The organism is Bacillus sp. FSL M8-0277, from assembly GCF_037975305.1.
GTDB classification, from domain to species: domain Bacteria; phylum Bacillota; class Bacilli; order Bacillales; family Bacillaceae; genus Bacillus; species Bacillus pumilus.
In genome coordinates this window covers 3,096,852-3,112,537 of sequence record NZ_CP150255.1, presented here as the reverse complement: position 1 = coordinate 3,112,537, position 15,686 = coordinate 3,096,852, and the positions used below count along the sequence as shown (strand labels likewise).

The following is a 15,686-nucleotide window of genomic DNA, read 5'->3' as shown; positions in this document are numbered from 1 at the left end:
ACCTCCGGCTTTTTATTTCCCAAGTGAAAAACAAATCCTTCCTTTTCTTTTGTTCTATGTGACGACTCTTGAAGTATGTTATACTACACACGGTACACTGTTCGAAATGGAGGGTATCAGTGAGTAAATACACTTCTCAAAATAATCACACACAAGTCGTCCAGCTATTCCAAGATGGGCATTACTTTTTTCATAAAGGTCTAAAAGCTTATAGAGAAAGAAATCTATCTAAAGCGAGTAAGCTCATACAGCGGGCTATCGTACTTGAGCCTGAAAATGTAGAAATGCTGTCACAGCTTGCTATTATTTATACTGAAATGGGTCATTTCCAACAATCAAATGAACTGCTTGATTTCATCCTTGAACATATTGATGAAAATATGTCTGAGTGTCACTATTTTAAAGCCAATAATTATGCGAATCTAGGACTCTTTCAAGAGGCATATAAGTCAGCGACTGCCTATGCTACATTAGAAGAGAACGGGGAATTTGCAGATGAAAATGATGACCTTCTCGACCTGCTCGATATGAGTGACGAAGAGGACGAAGATTTTCCTTACGATCAGGATGACCTGATTGTGAAGCAGGATCAAGCAAATCACTTACTGGAAAGCGGCAGGCTTGATGAAGCCATTGAGATGCTGGAACAGATGATTGTTGAGTATCCAGAATTTTGGTCAGCGTATAATAATCTCGCATTGGCCTATTTTTATTCTGGTCAAATCCATCAGGCAAAAGAGATGCTGAACCGGGTTCTACATGAAAATCCGGGTAATCTGCATGCCCTTTGCAACCAGCTAGTCTTCTATCATTATGAAAAAGAAGAAGAGAAGGTCAATACGTTAGCAAAGCAATTAACGCACGTGTATCCAATATTAAGTGAACAGCGTTATAAGCTTGGCGCAACATTTGCCCTAGTTGGAGAATTTGAATGGGCCTTTAAATGGCTTTATTCTTTGTACAAAACAGGCTTTCAAGGAGATAGTACATTTTTATACTGGCTCGCAAGCGCAGCTTATTATACAGGTCACAAAACGCTTGCACAGACGGTTTGGGATAAGATGGTCGAAGAAGATATCGATGCAGATGAAATCAAGCCGTGGCAGGATAAACCTGAGGAGACTGAGCCAATGGTCTCCATTGAGGAACGGCTGACGGCGTACTATGTAAGCAAACAAAAAGGGGAACGTGACGTTCTTCAATCTGTCCTTGATGCACGCGCAGCGAAAACAGCTTTTGAACAGCAATTCATTGAACTGCTCTTATACGAAGATGAAATGGAAGAACGGTCTTTTTCAGAAGATGCGGTTTTCGCAAAACAGGCGGCATCCAGCTTGGAAGAAGCTGTTCAGCCTGACAGCCATATGCCTTATTTTTGGTTATTCCATATTATTCAGCAGGCACGTGCTTCTGGCGTAGATAAGAAAAATGCGCCTGCATGGGCAGCAGCATCTTATTATTTATGGATGCAGGAGCAAGAAGAATCTATGAGCAAAAAAGAGATTGCAGCCTCTTTTCAAATCAGTGTTCAAACACTGTCTAAATATGAACAAGTCATTTGTACATTAATTGATTAAATAGGTAAATAGATTTAGAAGATTGCAGCATGGCCGAAAAGGTCATGCTTTTTTCTTGGATAAAAAGGTGGGATTTGCAAGGATTTGGCGAAGTATGACAATCACGACATGTTTTTGAAACATAAATGTAATAAAAATATTAGCTCATTTTGTCGATGTCTCATGTATAATGAAAATCGTGGATTAAAACAAAGACATATATTTAGATATTTTACTATACATAATGAAACACCTAGTGATAGAAACAATCTGGTCAACATCTGACTGATCAATCAGGAAGAAAGACATAGATAGCACAGATTGGTCGCAGAGAATTTGCTGCTTTCTCATGTCGCTTGGAAATTGTCAAAGGAGGAACTATTCGTGAAAAAGTTTATTACTTTCGGTTTAGCTTCGGTCATCGGAGCGAGCAGTTTATTTATCCCATTTACTCATGAAGCAAACGCACAGAACTTTGAACAAAAGAAACAAGAGCTGGACAGCAAGCAATCTGAGGTCAACAAAAACCTTCAAAAGAAAAAAGATGAGCTTTCAAAGCTTGAAGCAAAACAAGAGGCACTTGCACTAAAGCTAAAAGAAATTGACGAGAAAGCTTTAAAAACAAGTGATCAAATCGAAGAAAAACAAAAAGAAAATGAACAAACGAAAAAAGAAATCAATGCACTGAAAAAAGACATTGCTGATACTGAAAAACGTATTGAAGATCGAAACAAATTCTTGAAAAAGCGTGTACGTGCGCTTCAAGAAAGCGGCGGTTCTACGAAATACATAGATGTATTACTAGGAGCGAAAAGCTTTAGCGATTTCATCAGCCGTGCAGGTGCAGTATCTACACTCATCAACGCAGACAGCGAAATCATTAAAGAGCAAGAAAAAGACAAAGCTGAGCTCCAAAAGTCTGAAAACGAATTAAACACAAAGCTTGAAGATGTTCAAAAGACACTTACAAAGCTTGAAACACTTCAAACAGACTTGAATAAACAGCTTGATGAAAAAGACAAGCTATTCAAGCAAGTGAAAAAGCAAAAAGGAAGTGCTTCTTCTCAAATTAGCGAGTTAAACAGTGAGGCTAACAGCATTGCATCTGAAAAAGACGCAACAATCACTGCTCAAAAACAAGCTGAAAAAGAAGCAAGAGAAGCAGCTCAAAAAGCAAAAGAAGAAAAAGTACAAAGACAACAGCAGCGTCAAGCTAGTGTTCAAGCAGAAGACAACAGCTCAACGAACGACAGCAGCTCGTCTTCAAATAACAGTAACAGTGGATCTTCAAACAACAATAATAACAACAGCAGTTCACCAAGCAAGAAGCCATCTACTGGCGGTGGATCACCTGTCAGCAGTAACGTAGGCGGAATCGAAGGTGCAATCAGCACAGGTTCTTCCATTGTTGGACAATCTCCATATAAATGGGCTGGTGGCAGATCACAAGCTGATATTGACGCACGTCGTTTTGACTGTTCTTCATTCGTTCGCTGGGCATTTGCATCAGCAGGCATCAACCTTGGACCAGTTGGCGGTACAACAACAGATACGCTTGTAGGTAAAGGAAGAGCTGTAAGTGCATCTGACATGAAACGCGGAGACCTTGTGTTCTTTGATACGTATAAAGTAAATGGACACGTTGGTATTTACTTAGGAAACGGTACATTCTTGAACGATAACAGCTCTCGCGGTGTTTCAGTTGACTCTATGAGCAATGTTTACTGGAAAAAAGCATTCAATGGCGTTGTAAGAAGAGTCGTTGAATAAATCATTACTTACTATATAACCGTAAACAGGCTTCCTTAAACAGCAGTTTAAGGAAGCTTTTTCTTTTTTTGAACATATGAGCAAATGATTCGCTTATTATCCGCAGATTTAATAGGATATGGGTAAGGAATAAAAATAAGAGTGGAATGGATGCTTTCTGTCATGAATGGAAGCATCACCCAAGGGCATTCTAATAAGAAATGCTAGCAGCAATTGAAGAGGGAGTGACAGTTGTGTCAGAAGAAAAAATCTACGATACGATCATCATTGGAGCGGGACCTGCCGGAATGACAGCCGCTGTTTATACATCTCGTGGAAATCTTTCAACATTGATGATTGAAAGAGGGATTCCAGGCGGTCAAATGGCTAATACGGAAGATGTCGAGAACTATCCTGGCTTTGAAAGCATTTTAGGGCCAGAACTTTCAAATAAAATGTTTGACCATGCGAAGAAATTCGGTGCTGAGTATGCATATGGCGATATCAAAGAAATCGTAGACGGTGAAGAGTACAAAATCGTCAAAGCCGGTTCAAAAGAATACAAAGGACGCTCTGTCATTATTGCAGCAGGTGCGGAATACAAAAAAATCGGTGCACCAGGTGAAAAAGAACTTGGCGGCCGAGGCGTCTCTTACTGTGCAGTATGTGACGGTGCTTTCTTTAAAAACAAAGAGCTCGTCGTCATTGGTGGAGGAGACTCTGCGGTAGAAGAGGGTGTGTACCTCACACGCTTTGCGTCAAAAGTAACGATCGTTCATAGACGCGACAAGCTTCGTGCCCAAAGCATTTTACAAGCACGTGCTTTTGATAATGAAAAAATCGACTTCATGTGGAACAAAACCGTTAAACAAATTAATGAAGAAAACGGTAAAGTCGGCAGTGTGACTTTGATTGATACGGTGACTGGTGAAGAAGAAGACTTTAAAACAGATGGCGCCTTTATCTATATCGGAATGCTGCCACTGTCTAAACCATTTGAAAATCTCGGCATTACAAATAAAGAAGGCTACATCGAAACAAACGAAAGAATGGAAACGAGAGTGGAAGGCATTTTCGCCGCTGGTGATATTCGTGAAAAAACACTCCGTCAAATTGTGACAGCAACAGGTGACGGAAGTATTGCCGCACAAAGCGCACAGCATTATGTAGAAGAGCTTGCTGAAAAACTTAAAGCAACGAAATAAAAGGCTGTCGTAAATCCTTAATATAGCGTCATGGGCTTTTAACTGGAATGTAACACGGGTGAAACAATTTTCCGTTATGATAAAACTAGTAATTGACCCCCTTTTATAAGGAATACATGTTTGGCACGGATGAGAATCCGTGTCCTTTTTTTTGCTTAAAATCAGAAATTCATGAGATGTTCACAAATGACGCATGGAGAACCATTGGTTGCTGTAAAATAAAGAGTAGAGAAAATGCCCGCCACTTCTTTCAGACGAAATTCGGTCTGTTTTCGGTGAAGAAGGGGCATGTTCATTGTGGGAGTCAGGATGAACCTGTATAATAAGTTAAAGACATAAAAGAGTAGGTGACAGCTGATGCAACGAGTAACCAATTGTGTGCTGCATCACGAAGATCAAGTTCTCTTGCTGCAAAAGCCAAGACGAGGCTGGTGGGTAGCGCCGGGCGGAAAAATGGAAAGCGGAGAATCGGTCAAGGATTCAGTCGTTCGAGAGTATAGAGAAGAAACAGGAATTTATATTTTAAATCCACAGTTAAAAGGTGTTTTTACCTTTATCATAAAAGAAGGCGATCAAATCGTTCAAGAGTGGATGATGTTCACCTTTATGGCAGATTCATTTACTGGAAAAAACGTGACAGAGTCAGAGGAAGGCATTTTAAAGTGGCATGAAGTAAAGGATGTGCCGCATTTACCGATGGCACCAGGGGATTCCCATATTCTTGATTTCATGCTAAAGGGAAAAGGACTTCTTCACGGTACTTTTACGTATACACCTGATTTTGAATTGATTGCTTATCGGTTAGATCCTCAAGGAGACTAATACATGAACCGTTTTTATAAAGAAGGAGAGGAAGCAGGCATGAATACGCACAAACAAGAAGATATTCAGCTTGTGATTATTACAGGAATGTCAGGTGCGGGGAAAACCGTTGCCATTCAAAGCTTTGAAGATTTAGGTTACTTCTGTGTAGATAACTTGCCGCCATCACTTTTACCAAAGTTCCTAGAACTCATGAAGGAATCGAATTCGAAGATGAGTAAGGTTGCCCTTGTGATGGATTTGCGCGGACGAGAATTCTTTGACAGCTTGATTGCAGCCTTAGATGAAATGAGTGATCTTGGCTGGATCACACCAAGAATATTATTTCTAGATGCAAACGATAAGGTGCTTGTCTCAAGATACAAAGAAACGAGACGTTCGCATCCTCTTGCGACTACAGGTTTGCCGCTCGAAGGAATCGCAATGGAACGCGATCTGTTAGAAGAGTTAAAAGGTCGGGCTCAAATGATTTTTGATACATCGGATTTAAAACCAAAACAGCTTCGAGAAAAAATTGTCGCGCACTTTGCCACGACCCAAGGGCAGGTGTTTACAGTGAATGTGATGTCCTTCGGTTTTAAATACGGTCTGCCGATTGATGCTGATCTTGTATTTGATGTGAGATTTCTGCCAAATCCTTACTATATTGAGAGCATGCGTCCACAGACTGGAAACGATGAAGAAGTGCGTTCCTATGTAATGAAATGGAGCGAGACACAAAAATTCACAGAGAAATTAATTGACCTTCTCAGCTTTATGCTTCCGTCCTATAAACGAGAAGGAAAAAGCCAGCTTGTGATCGCTATTGGCTGTACAGGCGGACAGCACCGATCAGTGACGCTAGCGAACTACTTATCGGAGTATTTTAAAAATGACTACTACACTCATGTCACTCACCGGGACATTGAAAAGAGAAGCAGAAAATAGATGACGACACTTCCAAAGGTGGTCATTCTTGGCGGGGGCACTGGCTTATCTGTTTTGCTCAGAGGCCTAAAAACAAAGCCAGTGGACATTACCGCTATTGTAACGGTTGCTGATGACGGAGGCAGCTCAGGCAGACTGCGGCATGATTTGAATATTCCGCCCCCAGGCGATATTCGAAATGTCCTTGCAGCTCTTTCTGATGTTGAACCGCTTGTAGAAGACTTATTTCAGCACCGTTTTAACAAAGGGAATGACTTAACAGGCCACTCTCTTGGCAACCTCATTCTTGCGGCCATGACAAATATAACCGGTGATTTTTTTCATGCCGTCACAGAAATGAGCAAGGTCTTAAATGTGAGAGGAAAAGTCTTGCCAGCAGCGAATTCAAGTGTTGTTCTACATGCTGAATTAGAAAATGGGCAAGTGGTAACAGGAGAATCAAAAATCCCAACCTATGGTGAGCGAATTAAACGAGTGTTCCTCACACCTGATACGATTGAGCCGCTCCCAGAATCGATTCAAGTCATTCGTGAAGCCGATTTGATCGTCATTGGACCTGGCAGCTTGTATACAAGTATCTTGCCAAACTTGCTTGTACCGCATATTGGCGAAGAAGTGATTCGTTCTAAGGCGAAAAAAGTGTATATTTGCAATGTCATGACGCAGCCAGGGGAAACGCTTTCCTACAGTGCAGCTGATCATGTGCAGGCATTAAACGATCATATGGTTCGTCCATTTATTGATACCATTTTTGTAAACAATAAAGAAATTCCAGAAGAGATCAAAGCAAAATATGCAGAAGAACAGGCACAGCCTGTACAGTTCGACACAGATGTACTCAAGGCAATGGGACTGGAAGTCATCCCAGGGGAAATCATTACATACGACCAGCATGTGATTCGTCACGACACGCTGAAAGTAGCCGCGCTGCTTGTCGACCTGCTGCATAAGAAAAAATAGGAATGGGGGTGGCAAGGATGTCATTTGCATCCGAAACAAAAAAAGAGCTGACTAATCTGGACGTGAAGGACTGCTGCACAAAAGCAGAGCTTTCTGCCCTCATCCGTATGAACGGTTCATTATCTTTCTCTAATCGAAAATTAATTCTAGATATACAAACAGAGAACGCAGCTATCGCAAGACGGATTTATACGCTGCTAAAAAAGAAATATGATGTCACAGTCGAGCTGCTCGTTCGTAAGAAAATGAGATTAAAAAAGAATAATGTGTATATTGTCAGACTGGTAGAACGAGCGAAAACCATTTTAGAGGATTTGAAAATATTAGGTGAGCAATTTGTATTTGAGCGTAATATTTCAGAAGAGCTTGTAAAGAAAAGATGCTGTAAGCGCTCCTATATGAGAGGTGCTTTTTTAGCAGGCGGTTCTGTAAATAATCCAGAAACGTCTTCCTATCACCTTGAGATTTTTTCACTATATAAAGAACACAATGATGCCCTTTGTGAGCTGATGAACCAATTTCATCTCAACAGTAAAACACTTGAGCGTAAAAAAGGCTACATCACATATATGAAAGAAGCCGAAAAAATTACTGAATTCTTAAGTGTTGTAGGTGCGCATAATTCACTTCTTCGCTTCGAAGACGTTCGGATCGTCCGTGATATGCGGAATTCCGTGAACCGGCTCGTCAATTGTGAAACAGCAAACTTGAATAAAACGATTGGTGCATCCCTGCGCCAGGTCGAGAACATTCAATTCATTGATGAAAAAATTGGACTTGATGCCCTGCCAGATAAGCTGCGAGAAATTGCAAAGCTGCGAGTCGACTATCAAGAGGTCACGCTAAAGGAATTGGGAGAAATGGTGGAAAGCGGCAAGATCAGCAAATCAGGCATTAATCACCGCTTAAGAAAGCTAGATCAAATTGCAGAACAATTACGAAACGGACAAGCTGTTACACTTAAATAGGAGAATGAAAAAGGGAGGCAGATCATATGGTGGAAAAAACGGTCACCATCCAGTTGAAAACAGGCTTGCAGGCACGTCCCGCTGCTTTGTTCGTACAGGAAGCGAATCGCTTTGGGGCTGAAATTTTTCTAGAGAAGGACGGAAAAAGAGTCAATGCGAAGAGCATTATGGGTCTCATGAGCCTTGCGATCAGCTCTGGGATCACTGTCAAACTGATAGCAGATGGTGCGGATGAACAAGAAGCCATTGATGCGTTAACGGATTTTATCAATCAAGAAAACTGAGTCTCTTCACAGACTCAGTTTTTTTAGAAGGGAATGAACATGATGCAATCAGCATTTTTACAAAAGATCGGATACGAAGGCCAGTCCATCACCTTTGATGACCTGCCTGCATTATTAAAAAAGATGGCCTACACCTTTCCATTTGAAAATAGATCTGTGCTGAACAAACAATCCTATGCCTTGAATCAAGAAGGATTGAAAGAGCATCTTCTTGAAGGAGGCAGAGGAGGTCTTTGTTACGATCTCAATCCTCTTTTATATTATGTGTTAAAAGAGGCAGGACTCGCTGTACAGCTCGTTCAAGGGACCGTGTATAACAAGGAAGCGGGCACATGGGCAATTGATGGCACGCACGTAGCCATGACGCTGAATCATCACAACGAACGGTATCTGATTGATGCGGGTTTTGGTGTGAATTTACCTCTCCAGCCTGTACCCTTTACTGAAGAATGGGTGGAAGGAGCATCTATTCGGTTTCGAGTCAAAGAAGAGAAAACCGAAAAAGGTACGCATCTTGTCCAATTAGACAGAGGGGAAGGCGCTGAAACAGGCTATGCATTTACATTGGAAGAGGTGAGTGAGCCTACATTGGTCCAAATGAGAAAGCAGATTTATGAAAATGAAGCCTCTCCTTTTAACAAAAGACCGCTTGCTTCAAAGCTCACACCAACAGGACGTGTAATCGTCACCGAGGATCATGTCACCATACATGAACATGAAGAAGTGTCGAAAAAACCGCTGCCACTGCCTTTTGAGGAATACGTGAAAACCCTGCTGCCATAAGTAGCATCAAAAAAACAGCCCTGCGTCAAATGGGGCTGTTTTTTGATTGATTATCGAATACGTGTGAATGTAGCGTAATGGTCTGTTGTTTTGTAAATGAGCCAGTCGCTTGAATACAAGAGGCGGTCAGCATTGCGGAAGCCTGAGACGTAGTTGATATCTGCCTCACGCCATGTGCGGCCGCTTGCTGAAGGAAGACGTCCCTCCCGGTTAGAGAAAACATCTCCACCGATGCTTTTGCCTGGGGCAACCTCTGCTAGATTTCCCTTTGATGCCACCCATCCAAGAGCACTTGCTTGTGATTTTGTGATGTAGTTATCAGGCAGTCGTTTGTAGCGAATCAAATAATCGGCTACACCATCAAACGTATTAATGACGGCAAGGGTATGAACATCTGATGTCAGTTGAACAGAAGCTGTTTCATTTGTGGCGGTCGGTGTAAGTGGTGTTTCGGCATAGGCTTGCTGCGGAATAAAACCAGAAAACAGAATAGCAGCGATCAGAGCAAACATAGTAAAAACCGAACTGATTTTTTTCATCTTCATCCTCCTATTAAGGAAATCGGAAGCTGTCCTCTTGATGCTTGTCTACCTCATATTATAGCACCCGAATATGAAGGAAATGTAAAGAAACAGGATCTTTGCTAAAATGAGGCTTTTTTCCTGATATCCTTCTATTGAAATAAATAAAAAGACGCAGCTCTGAATCCTGCGTCTTTTCCGATTAAGATGAAGCAAGCTCCTTCACAATATCTACAGGGGCTTTGCCATCAATTCCATGAATCACATTATGAATGGCTCGTTTCAGCATAAGATCCCGTGTTGTTTCAGTAGCGGAACCGATGTGGGGAACAAGGGTGACATTGTTCATTTCTTTGAAAGGATGATTCTCCTGAAGCGGTTCCTGTTCAAACACATCAAGACCTGCGCCTTTGATCCATCCCTCTTGAAGCGCTTGAATGAGGCTTTTTTCGTCCACTGTTTTCCCGCGGGAGATGTTTACAAATAAAGCCGTTTGCTTCATTAACTTCAATTCTCGTTCGCCAATCATATGATACGTTTCATCGGTCAGCGGTGTAATCAACACAATGATATCAGCTTGCTTTAGCAGGTCATCAAGTGTGCAATATAAAGCGCCATATGCTGATTCAGCCTTTTCATTCCGGCTGCGGTTATGATACAGAACATTCATATCAAAACCATGTGCAGCTCGTTTGGCAACTTGCTCTCCGATTCGTCCCATGCCAATAATGCCAAGCGTTTGATGATGGACATCGATGCCAAAGATATCCTCTTCCTGTACAAATTTCGTCCATTTCCCCTCACGGATAAAACGATCAAGCTCGGCAATTCTTCGTGCAGAGGAAAGAATGAGTGAAAATGCAAGGTCAGCCACAGTGTGGTCGAGTGTATGAGGCGTGTGTGTACCAATTACGCCTCTTTGCCTCATCAATTCTATATCGAAATTGTCATAGCCGACAGAGTTATTGCTCACTACTTTGAGTTTTGGTGCGTGATCTAATAGCTCTTGATCGATTTTCGTCCCAGACGTTAAAAGACCATCAGCATGCTGCAGTTTTTGAAACAAAATATCTTTTGGAATGGGGTCCTTGGATTGCCACACCTCGTATGTACAATGTTCCTTTAGTATTTCCTCAAATGAAGCAGGTAATGGTTTGGCGACAAAAATGTGTGGTTTCATTGTCAACTCGCTCCTTTCACATGATCATCTTGCTCCTTTTATTATAAAGCAACCATTTCGGCTGAACACGTTTGAAGGTTATCTGCTCAATATTTAATATACTAAAATAACGGAAAAGAGAGACATTTTCTTAGTGAAAAAGGGTATTCATATGCCATCTGATGCATTTTTTACTTAGATGAAAATCAGCTAATAGGAGTTGTGACATATGAAAAAGCCGGTTTTTCTGAGAGATTATCTGACAAACTGGAAAATAGATCGAGATTTTTTGATAGAAAAATGATTATATTTGAAACATATTAAACGGGAAGGTCGTTTTCTACTAAACCATTTCATCGTCTTTTGGCGAGTAGAGAACGATAGATTGAAAGGAAGACCGCGTCCCCCTTGCGATGAAGCGTAAATGAGAGAAAATGATCACATTTCTTCTCATCGTTTTCTCATTTTTTTCTTTTTTTTCTATCATTTTTCATCTTTATGCTTGAGAACACACGAAAGAAAAGGAGGACAGGCAGGAGCTTACGTGACTTATAAAAAGATGGGAGATGGCAGGATGGGATCAAAATTAGAACAGATTCTTCAGCACAATTCAAAGTTCGTACAAGAGAGACATTATGAGCCTTACAAAGCGGGGAAATTTCCTGAAAAGAAACTCGTCATATTAACTTGTATGGATACACGTCTTTTGGAATTATTGCCGCAATCCATGGGGCTGCGCAACGGTGATGCGAAGATCATTAAAAATGCGGGCGCCATCGTAACACATCCTTTTGGCAGTGTGATGCGGAGTATTCTGCTAGCAATCTATGAGCTAAAGGCAGAAGAGGTATGCATTGTAGGACATCATGAATGCGGAATGGCAGGTCTTGCGGCAGATCCTTTACTTGAAAAGGCGAAAGCGCGTGGCATTGAAGAGAAATGTTTGAGCATTGTGAAAAACTCAGGAGTTGATTTAAAGGGATGGCTGACAGGCTTTGATTCGGTTGAAGAGAGCGTGTCCCAAAGTGTGAAATTGGTTAAAGAGCATCCATTGATGCCAAGTGATGTGGCTGTTCATGGACTTGTCATTCATCCAGCAACGGGAAAGCTGGATGTCGTTGTGAAAGATAATCAGATTGATGCGCAGTATACCTAAATCATCTACACATACTTGAAGGAGGCCAACACATACCATGCGTTTTTATGGAAGATTTGAAGGATATAATTCATCAAAATTTAGACGTGATTTAATCGCTGGGCTTGTCGTGGGCGTTGTGGCAATTCCTTTAGGCATGGCTTTTGCCATTGCATCTGGTGTCGGACCAGAATATGGATTATACACAGTCATCGTTGCCGGCATTTTGATTTCATTGTTTGGTGGTTCAAAGTATCAGATCGGCGGGCCGACTGGGGCGTTTGTTCCGATTTTATTTGGTATCGTCAGCCAATACGGTATCGAAAACTTACTCATTGCCGGTTTTATGGCAGGGTGTATGCTTGTATTATTCGGGATATTCAAACTAGGGAAGCTCATGAAATTTATTCCTCGTCCGGTTATCATCGGCTTTACTGCTGGCATTGCTGTCATTATTTTTTCAGGACAGATTGCCAATTTCCTCGGATTAAAGGGTGTTGAAAAGCATGAAAGCTTTTTCCTCAATATGAGAGAAATTGTGGTCCATCTCGGTACCGCAAACAGTCTTGCCATCATCACAGCTGTTATTGGGCTTATTGTGATTTTGGTGGCACAAAAATACATTCCCAAAATACCTGGTGCTCTATTAGGTCTATTGGCTTCAACGTTTCTAGCTGTTCTCTTTTTCCAAGGACAAGTTGAAACGATCGGCTCGGCATATGGGGAAATTCCTCGTCAGCTGCCAAGCTTTGCTTTTCCTGAATTAACGATTGAAAAAATGATCTACCTCCTCCCTCCAGCGATTGTCATTGCGCTTTTAGGCGGAGTAGAATCGATCTTGTCCGCAATGGTTGCTGATAATATGAAAGGCTCTAAGCATGATAGCAACAAGGAGCTTGTCGGACAAGGGATCGCCAATATGGCGGCACCGCTGTTCGGAGGAATTCCGGCGACTGGGGCGATTGCCCGTACGGCAACAAACATCAAAAATGGCGGAGCAAGCCCGATTTCAGGTGTTGTGCATGGCGTCGTCGTGCTGCTCATCTTAATGCTCTTTGCGCCATATGCGTCGATGATTCCACTTGCTGCGATGGCACCGATTTTAATGTTTGTGGCTTGGAATATGAGTGAGAAAAAAGAGTTTATCAATATTGTAAAAGTGAAAAATGCGGATTCCCTTGTACTTGTTGTGACCTTCCTGCTGACGGTCATCGGTGATTTGATTATTGGCGTCACCGCAGGTCTCATTTTAGCCTTTATCGCTTTCATCAAAAAAATGAGCCAGACGACCAGCATTCATCCAAACGTTGCGGTTCCCCAGATGGAAACAGCAGCTGCTTTAGAAAAACAGACAGACCAGCAAGGCATCAGTATGTACGCCATTGAAGGGCCGCTGTTTTTCGGAACAACAGATTCACTCGAAAATTCGATTCTTGACCATGTTCAGACAAAGCCGAAAACCCTCATTCTGCTCATGAATAAAGTCAATTATATGGACACATCAGCAGAAGCGGTGCTGATGAATATCTCCAATCGGTTAAAGCATCATAATGGTAAGCTGATGATTGTCGGACTTCAATCACAGCCGAAAGAGCTTTTGCGCAGAACAGGTCTTTTCCATCATATTGGAAAACAGCATTTCTTTGAACGAACAGATGATATCTCACCACAACAGCTATAAAGGTGGAAAAAAGCACGTGACGATGTGGTCACGTGCTTTTCAGTTCTGAAAAACGCTTTGTGAGTTTCTGTTGATGAGAGGAGAAAATCTCTTCTACTGTGACATCATAGAGATCGGCTAAAATAAGTAGATTCGCTAACACATCTCCCATTTCTTCAACGAGTTCTTTCTTCAACTCAGATGATTTTTGTTTTTGCTCGTCAGGCCGGTCACGTCCGATCTCGATGGCTCTAACAGCGCGAGCGAGTTCTCCTGTTTCTTCCATCAGGAACCCTAACCGGATAAACGGTCCGTATTCTGTCCAATTTCTCTTTTTGTAAAAATCCTTGATCCATTTCTCCATCTCATTTGTTTGCATTCTCTTTATACAGCTCCTTATATGGTGTGTACCTTTTGATTTTACACTATATATAGATGAAGCGGCTGTTTTTTTAAAAACAATTATAGTAGAATGAGTGGGTGAAGAAATCATAGAGAGAGATGGAGCTGTTTTGATGAAAACGATTTGTGTGTTTGCTGGTTCGAATCCAGGCGTGAAGGACGTCTACAAAGAAAAGGCTGTAGAGCTGGGGACTTATATGGCAGAGCATGACATCCGTCTTGTATACGGCGGTTCACGAATTGGATTGATGGGTGCCATTGCAGATGAGGTCTTAAGACATGGCGGGCAAGTCATTGGAGTTATGCCTAAGGGGCTTTTTAGAGGAGAAGTTGTACATCAAGAGCTGACAGAATTAATCGAGGTAACAGGAATGCATGAACGAAAAGCGAAAATGAGTGAGCTGGCTGATGGATTTATTGCGATGCCAGGCGGCTTTGGTACATATGAAGAATTATTTGAGGTGCTATGCTGGGCACAAATCGGCATTCACCAAAAGCCAATCGGCTTGTATCAAGTGAATGACTATTTCAATCCGCTCATTGACATGGTGAAGTTTAGTGTACAGGAAGGTTTCTCGAATGAATCACACCTCCAATTGTTACATGCCTCCAGCGAACCGGAGGAATTAATCACGCAGATGGCTTCTTATCAAACACCATCTCTTCAGCAGAAATGGACGGAGCTGTCTTAAAGTAAAGCGTATTTCAACCACAAAAAACCGTCTGTTCAAGGAGCAGACGGTTTGTTTTGTCATATTATTTTTGTTCTTCTGAATTACGGGTCAAGACTTTGTCAATGAGTCCGTATTGAAGTGCTTCTTCTGCTGTTTTGAAGTTGTCACGATCTGTATCGCGCTCAATGACTTCGATTGGCTGACCAGTACGTTCAGCAAGTACTTGGTTCAGTTTATCGCGTAAAGAAAGGATTCGTTTTGCCGCAATTTCAATTTCTGTTGCTTGACCTTGGGCACCACCTAGTGGTTGGTGAATCATGACTTCACTGTTTGGAAGAGCATAACGCTTACCTTTTTCACCAGCAGCAAGCAGGAACGCACCCATAGATGCAGCCATACCAATACAAATGGTTGATACCTTTGGTTTAATAAATTGCATCGTATCGTAAATGGCCATACCAGCTGTGATTGAACCGCCAGGGCTGTTAATGTAGATAGAAATATCTTTTTCTGGATCTTCAGCTTCTAAGAAAAGCAGCTGTGACACGATGGAGTTGGCAACATTGTCATCGATCGCAGAACCAAGCATGATAATACGGTCTTTTAAAAGACGAGAATAAATGTCGTAAGCTCTTTCCCCACGATTTGTTTGTTCAATGACTGTAGGTATTAAATTCATAATGTTCCTCCTTCACCTTTTAGGTAAGTATGTAATTCAATGATACATTTTTGGTCAATAAAGGTCAAACAAAACGCAATCAAAAAATTCGACAGCCACATGTTATTTTTCCCAAAATTTATTTTTCTTAAACCATGGAAAAGTTTTAAAAAAATATGGTAAAACTTTCTGTTATGAGGTAATATTACCTATGTTATTATTA

General features: G+C 41.5%; 15 protein-coding genes and 1 pseudogene. 12 read left to right on the top strand and 4 right to left on the bottom strand.

Annotated elements, in window-relative coordinates:
• Positions 1–119: 119 nt before the first annotated feature.
• From MKZ05_RS15825 to MKZ05_RS15785, 9 genes are all read left to right on the top strand, one after another.
• Positions 120–1,577 carry a tetratricopeptide repeat protein gene (locus MKZ05_RS15825; protein ID WP_339160528.1) on the top strand — a complete coding sequence of 486 codons (1,458 nt, stop codon included), beginning with the start codon at positions 120–122 and terminating at the stop codon, positions 1,575–1,577.
• 363 nt (positions 1,578–1,940) lie between these two features.
• The gene (locus MKZ05_RS15820) at positions 1,941–3,326 is read left to right on the top strand and encodes a C40 family peptidase (RefSeq protein WP_137054366.1); all 1,386 of its coding nucleotides are present in this window, start codon (positions 1,941–1,943) and stop codon (positions 3,324–3,326) included.
• A gap of 233 nt (positions 3,327–3,559) precedes the next feature.
• Entirely contained in the window at positions 3,560–4,510 is a 951-nt protein-coding gene (gene trxB / locus MKZ05_RS15815) for a thioredoxin-disulfide reductase (protein ID WP_034620189.1), read from the top strand.
• 357 nt (positions 4,511–4,867) lie between these two features.
• A complete protein-coding gene (locus tag MKZ05_RS15810; RefSeq protein WP_003213484.1) occupies positions 4,868–5,332 on the top strand; it encodes an 8-oxo-dGTP diphosphatase in 465 nt (154 codons plus the stop codon).
• A 39-nt stretch (positions 5,333–5,371) separates the two neighbouring features.
• Positions 5,372–6,259, top strand: a complete 888-nt coding sequence (rapZ, locus tag MKZ05_RS15805) for an RNase adapter RapZ (RefSeq protein WP_034620188.1) — start codon at positions 5,372–5,374, stop codon at positions 6,257–6,259.
• On the top strand, positions 6,260–7,219 hold the full coding sequence (locus MKZ05_RS15800) for a YvcK family protein (protein WP_012011357.1): 960 nt from the start codon (positions 6,260–6,262) through the stop codon (positions 7,217–7,219).
• Between the two features lie 17 nt (positions 7,220–7,236).
• Positions 7,237–8,187 (top strand): DNA-binding protein WhiA, encoded by a 951-nt coding sequence (gene whiA, locus MKZ05_RS15795; protein ID WP_003213321.1) that lies wholly within the window; start codon positions 7,237–7,239, stop codon positions 8,185–8,187.
• Between the two features lie 26 nt (positions 8,188–8,213).
• Positions 8,214–8,471 carry an HPr family phosphocarrier protein gene (locus MKZ05_RS15790; protein WP_003212821.1) on the top strand — a complete coding sequence of 86 codons (258 nt, stop codon included), beginning with the start codon at positions 8,214–8,216 and terminating at the stop codon, positions 8,469–8,471.
• Positions 8,472–8,510: 39 nt separating this feature from the next.
• Positions 8,511–9,254: an arylamine N-acetyltransferase gene (locus MKZ05_RS15785; RefSeq protein WP_309215982.1), complete on the top strand. Its 744-nt coding sequence runs from the start codon at positions 8,511–8,513 to the stop codon at positions 9,252–9,254.
• Between the two features lie 50 nt (positions 9,255–9,304).
• Here MKZ05_RS15785 and MKZ05_RS15780 read toward each other — a convergent pair.
• Together MKZ05_RS15780 and MKZ05_RS15775 are read right to left on the bottom strand one after the other, a co-directional pair.
• A pseudogene (locus MKZ05_RS15780) lies at positions 9,305–9,643 on the bottom strand (ribonuclease); the annotation flags it as partial.
• 334 nt (positions 9,644–9,977) lie between these two features.
• Positions 9,978–10,955 carry a D-glycerate dehydrogenase gene (locus MKZ05_RS15775; protein WP_003213741.1) on the bottom strand — a complete coding sequence of 326 codons (978 nt, stop codon included), beginning with the start codon at positions 10,953–10,955 and terminating at the stop codon, positions 9,978–9,980.
• A gap of 553 nt (positions 10,956–11,508) precedes the next feature.
• Here MKZ05_RS15775 and MKZ05_RS15770 point away from each other — a divergent pair.
• Both MKZ05_RS15770 and MKZ05_RS15765 read left to right on the top strand, forming a co-directional pair.
• Positions 11,509–12,090 (top strand): carbonic anhydrase, encoded by a 582-nt coding sequence (locus MKZ05_RS15770; protein ID WP_003213318.1) that lies wholly within the window; start codon positions 11,509–11,511, stop codon positions 12,088–12,090.
• Positions 12,091–12,127: 37 nt separating this feature from the next.
• On the top strand, positions 12,128–13,750 hold the full coding sequence (locus MKZ05_RS15765) for a SulP family inorganic anion transporter (protein WP_309215981.1): 1,623 nt from the start codon (positions 12,128–12,130) through the stop codon (positions 13,748–13,750).
• Positions 13,751–13,778: 28 nt separating this feature from the next.
• Here the strand turns inward: MKZ05_RS15765 and MKZ05_RS15760 are convergent, their stop codons facing one another.
• Positions 13,779–14,108: a MazG-like family protein gene (locus tag MKZ05_RS15760; RefSeq protein WP_003213115.1), complete on the bottom strand. Its 330-nt coding sequence runs from the start codon at positions 14,106–14,108 to the stop codon at positions 13,779–13,781.
• A gap of 136 nt (positions 14,109–14,244) precedes the next feature.
• Here MKZ05_RS15760 and MKZ05_RS15755 point away from each other — a divergent pair, with 136 nt between their 5' ends.
• Entirely contained in the window at positions 14,245–14,823 is a 579-nt protein-coding gene (locus MKZ05_RS15755) for a TIGR00730 family Rossman fold protein (protein ID WP_034620142.1), read from the top strand.
• Positions 14,824–14,887: 64 nt separating this feature from the next.
• Here MKZ05_RS15755 and clpP read toward each other — a convergent pair whose 3' ends face one another.
• Positions 14,888–15,484: an ATP-dependent Clp endopeptidase proteolytic subunit ClpP gene (gene clpP / locus MKZ05_RS15750; protein ID WP_024719872.1), complete on the bottom strand. Its 597-nt coding sequence runs from the start codon at positions 15,482–15,484 to the stop codon at positions 14,888–14,890.
• Positions 15,485–15,686: the final 202 nt, after the last annotated feature.

What these genes read in the sequence shown, in the direction of transcription:
- MKZ05_RS15810 (WP_003213484.1), top strand. Translation starts at nt 4,868, where the DNA reads ATGCAACGAGTAACCAATTGTGTGCTGCATCACGAAGATCAAGTTCTC.
- rapZ (WP_034620188.1), top strand. Translation starts at nt 5,372, where the DNA reads ATGAATACGCACAAACAAGAAGATATTCAGCTTGTGATTATTACAGGA.
- MKZ05_RS15800 (WP_012011357.1), top strand. Translation starts at nt 6,260, where the DNA reads ATGACGACACTTCCAAAGGTGGTCATTCTTGGCGGGGGCACTGGCTTA.
- whiA (WP_003213321.1), top strand. Translation starts at nt 7,237, where the DNA reads ATGTCATTTGCATCCGAAACAAAAAAAGAGCTGACTAATCTGGACGTG.
- MKZ05_RS15790 (WP_003212821.1), top strand. Translation starts at nt 8,214, where the DNA reads ATGGTGGAAAAAACGGTCACCATCCAGTTGAAAACAGGCTTGCAGGCA.
- MKZ05_RS15785 (WP_309215982.1), top strand. Translation starts at nt 8,511, where the DNA reads ATGATGCAATCAGCATTTTTACAAAAGATCGGATACGAAGGCCAGTCC.
- MKZ05_RS15775 (WP_003213741.1), bottom strand. Translation starts at nt 10,955, where the DNA reads ATGAAACCACACATTTTTGTCGCCAAACCATTACCTGCTTCATTTGAG.
- MKZ05_RS15770 (WP_003213318.1), top strand. Translation starts at nt 11,509, where the DNA reads ATGGGATCAAAATTAGAACAGATTCTTCAGCACAATTCAAAGTTCGTA.
- MKZ05_RS15765 (WP_309215981.1), top strand. Translation starts at nt 12,128, where the DNA reads ATGCGTTTTTATGGAAGATTTGAAGGATATAATTCATCAAAATTTAGA.
- MKZ05_RS15760 (WP_003213115.1), bottom strand. Translation starts at nt 14,108, where the DNA reads ATGCAAACAAATGAGATGGAGAAATGGATCAAGGATTTTTACAAAAAG.
- MKZ05_RS15755 (WP_034620142.1), top strand. Translation starts at nt 14,245, where the DNA reads ATGAAAACGATTTGTGTGTTTGCTGGTTCGAATCCAGGCGTGAAGGAC.
- clpP (WP_024719872.1), bottom strand. Translation starts at nt 15,484, where the DNA reads ATGAATTTAATACCTACAGTCATTGAACAAACAAATCGTGGGGAAAGA.